This window comes from Cellvibrio sp. ARAG 10.3 (assembly GCF_051846955.1).
Taxonomy (GTDB): domain Bacteria; phylum Pseudomonadota; class Gammaproteobacteria; order Pseudomonadales; family Cellvibrionaceae; genus Cellvibrio.
The window spans coordinates 1-2,791 of record NZ_JBPYCU010000048.1 but is presented as its reverse complement, the minus strand read 5'-3'; the positions used below and the strand labels follow the sequence as shown (position 1 = coordinate 2,791).

The following is a 2,791-nucleotide window of genomic DNA, read 5'->3' as shown; positions in this document are numbered from 1 at the left end:
CGCGCATCCGCCAATCCCTTGGTCACGAAGTCATACAGTCCAGGATTTATTTCCTGCACTTTAGAAATACCCCAGCCAACAACCATTGATCCCGCATTGCCGACAACATCATCAAAAAAGCCATAAAGACTTTGCTCGGCATTCCTGAACGTGTTGTTAATGCCGGCGCGCGGATCAAACGAACACGCGTTGCCGATCCCCCAATTGGCACCCAGGCCCAATTGAACGCGCGTACGATTGGTGTAGCCAAACAGGTACGGATCAGCGCCGCCAATCTCGTAATACCAGGAGGAGCTGCCTGTCGGACGAACCTGGGCAGTGACGGAGACGGTCAGCGTCGCCAACAAGACAAGGGATAAACGAGAAAGCATTTTCTTTTTCATGATCAATCACCAGGTCACAGCATAAAGAAACGCAGCACCGGCCGGCTCGCAACAGGAGTAAGGCCGCCAGAGATTCCACGCGTATTGTTCTGAGGTTATGTATTTGCCATTTGCCCACCCGGATCGCTGTCCGAAAATTTCGCCGCGCGATTGTTTTACCGGTGTGAGCATTTGCCACTTGTGCGTCGCGATGTCGTTTTCTTTCACTGGTGGTGGTGGCCAACACTTGTTGCCACAATCCCGTTCGGCTTCGAGATACACCCGGGGCGCTCGATCACGGGATGTGACCAGGTCCGCAGCACGTTGCGCTGTCAGTGCCGCTGACTTGGGGTCCTCGGCGTGTACGGTCCAGCCAATGCGCGGGAAAATATTGCCGAATCGCACAGTGGATTTACCCATCACGCGACGGCCGAGTAATGAGTCCAGATAGAACATTTCCTGAATGCCGGCATTCCACCCTTTACGATCCAGGTCCGACACAAAATACGGTTTGAAGCCTGTGATGCAGGACTTACAGAAATACCCACTCGAATTCATGCTTTCAAAAACATACGCGGCCGGGTTACCAATCACGTCGACCTTTTTAAAATCCGCATGGGTATCACCCGCTTCGCGATTGCGGTGGGTGATCACGGTGGGCGTGCCCGTGTTCCAACTCTGCGTCTCTTTCCAGGGCGAATTAGCACCGCTGTATGACGTGACCACGAAATCCGGAATGTAGTGAGACACGCGAACACTGGTATCAATATCGCAGCCAAATATCGTGCAGGTTATCCAAAAGCAAACACCGCTCACGCGCCATTCCACGCAATCTTCACAGGCCATGGCGGACTCCGTGATGTCCGCACTGGTAATCTCGTCAGCACAAACTGCAGATGACAATGCAGTAATCAAATACATCACAGATAACAAATGTCTCATGGGATCGCGCTCATACTTAAAAGACACCTCATCGAAGAACGATATCGTCACGTTAGTTTGTGCGTGTTCGTAGAATTGGCTGCTCGTGCTAGAAATTTTCATGCCAGCCGGGTAGTTGATGGACGGTAAAGGAAGCACCCTTCGATCTAACGAGCGCTCTTCTAATCAGCTTCAGAATCACATCATCGGGCATGTTGTCGTTCAAAATTAAGGAGCCTTCGCCCGTTTTAAATAGCACGTCTATGTCAACGAGCTCTTTGGCTTCAACACCGTTACCCTCACGGACTTTTGATTCTTGATTTTGCGTGTTCTTCTTAAGCGGTTCAGACCATAATGGAAGAAGCGAGAGGAAAACGGCTGCGGCATCATCTGCGTGCGGGCTGCATTCGCGGCAGAAAACAGCTAAAGATTTTGCGTAAAGAGGCTGAACAGACAATTCGGTGAGGATATTTTCCCGGGAAAAGGTAAAACAATACATCTGCTCTCCAACCCGTATGTCCTTTTTACATTCATTACATTGACAGAAAATCATATTGTCTCCGACGGTACTAGGGCGCTGAAAATGGATGTCTGTTCAGAAATTCCGAGTCGCCCGGTGGTCGACATCGGCCCCCACCATTTTCTGGACTACTCTCCCAATTCGTTTCATGAAGCGACACGCTTCCCATTCTTTTACTTGCTCGCCTGTCGATACAACAACAGCGCATGCCGAACATCCGTACTGCCATACACCACATACTTTCCGCTATCGAACACAATGGCTGGCGCCTTCTGTAATTGGTATTTCCTCGCCAACATGTGGCCGTCGTAGGCGACGCGCAGCGCCTCCGTAAATGCTTTGCCTTCGTCACTCTGAATCCAATTTCCCGCAGCGTTTTCTGCTTGTACCGGCGAGCCCGCGAAACGTGGCAGTTGCCGATTAATTTCATTCGGCGCGTTCAAGTTATGTAAGCGAATCGTCGAGTCCGGTAGCCGAATTGCTTTCGTGATCTCGCCCCAGTGGAATACATCAACCAAGACTTGTGCATCTACCGTCGTGCTCATATAAATCAGAAATACCGCCAGCAGTGATCTACACATCCGCATCAATACATTCCTCTTTTATCTCGATATTCCAGTCGATGGTTTCGCGTGTGATCTCATCCAATACGGGTGTCGCGTCTGCTTGTGCGACCTGTGTTGGACCTTTCACGCCGTCCACGACGAGATAAAATTCGTCACCGGCTTTGATGCTGCAGGGGTGTGACGGAATCATGTTGTCTTCATGTTTTACAAAGGCAACGACAGCCATAAAAGTCTCCTGTGGTTGAATCAATTTATTGGGCAGCTTGCAGCACTGACCGGCGGCGCCTCTCACGCAGTTCTTCAGCAAGAATCATGGCGGCTTTTACTTCCGTGCAGCCTTCCCGTTCCATCACCAGGCGGCGCTCGCGCTTTTCCTCTTTCTCGGTGCCCGCTAACAGTAAGCAGGGCGTGGGCGGTACGTT

The 2,791-nt window shown here is 51.1% G+C and carries 5 protein-coding genes; all 5 read right to left on the bottom strand.

Annotated features, from left to right (window positions below; translation table 11 throughout):
• On the bottom strand, positions 1-383 hold a 383-nt coding region (locus tag ACSV5M_RS21620; protein ID WP_439178924.1), incomplete at its 3' end, for a hypothetical protein.
• A gap of 6 nt (positions 384-389) precedes the next feature.
• Complete coding sequence (locus ACSV5M_RS21615) at positions 390-1,304, bottom strand: TIGR03756 family integrating conjugative element protein (protein ID WP_439178923.1); 915 nt, start codon at positions 1,302-1,304, stop codon at positions 390-392.
• Positions 1,305-1,392: 88 nt separating this feature from the next.
• Positions 1,393-1,836 carry a hypothetical protein gene (locus tag ACSV5M_RS21610; protein WP_439178922.1) on the bottom strand — a complete coding sequence of 148 codons (444 nt, stop codon included), beginning with the start codon at positions 1,834-1,836 and terminating at the stop codon, positions 1,393-1,395.
• 140 nt (positions 1,837-1,976) lie between these two features.
• Positions 1,977-2,390, bottom strand: a complete 414-nt coding sequence (locus ACSV5M_RS21605; RefSeq protein WP_439178921.1) for a DUF1525 domain-containing protein — start codon at positions 2,388-2,390, stop codon at positions 1,977-1,979.
• Positions 2,377-2,595, bottom strand: a complete 219-nt coding sequence (locus ACSV5M_RS21600) for a hypothetical protein (RefSeq protein WP_439178920.1) — start codon at positions 2,593-2,595, stop codon at positions 2,377-2,379. The genes ACSV5M_RS21605 and ACSV5M_RS21600 overlap by 14 nt, the downstream gene beginning before the upstream one ends.
• Between the last annotated feature and the right edge of the window lie 196 nt (positions 2,596-2,791).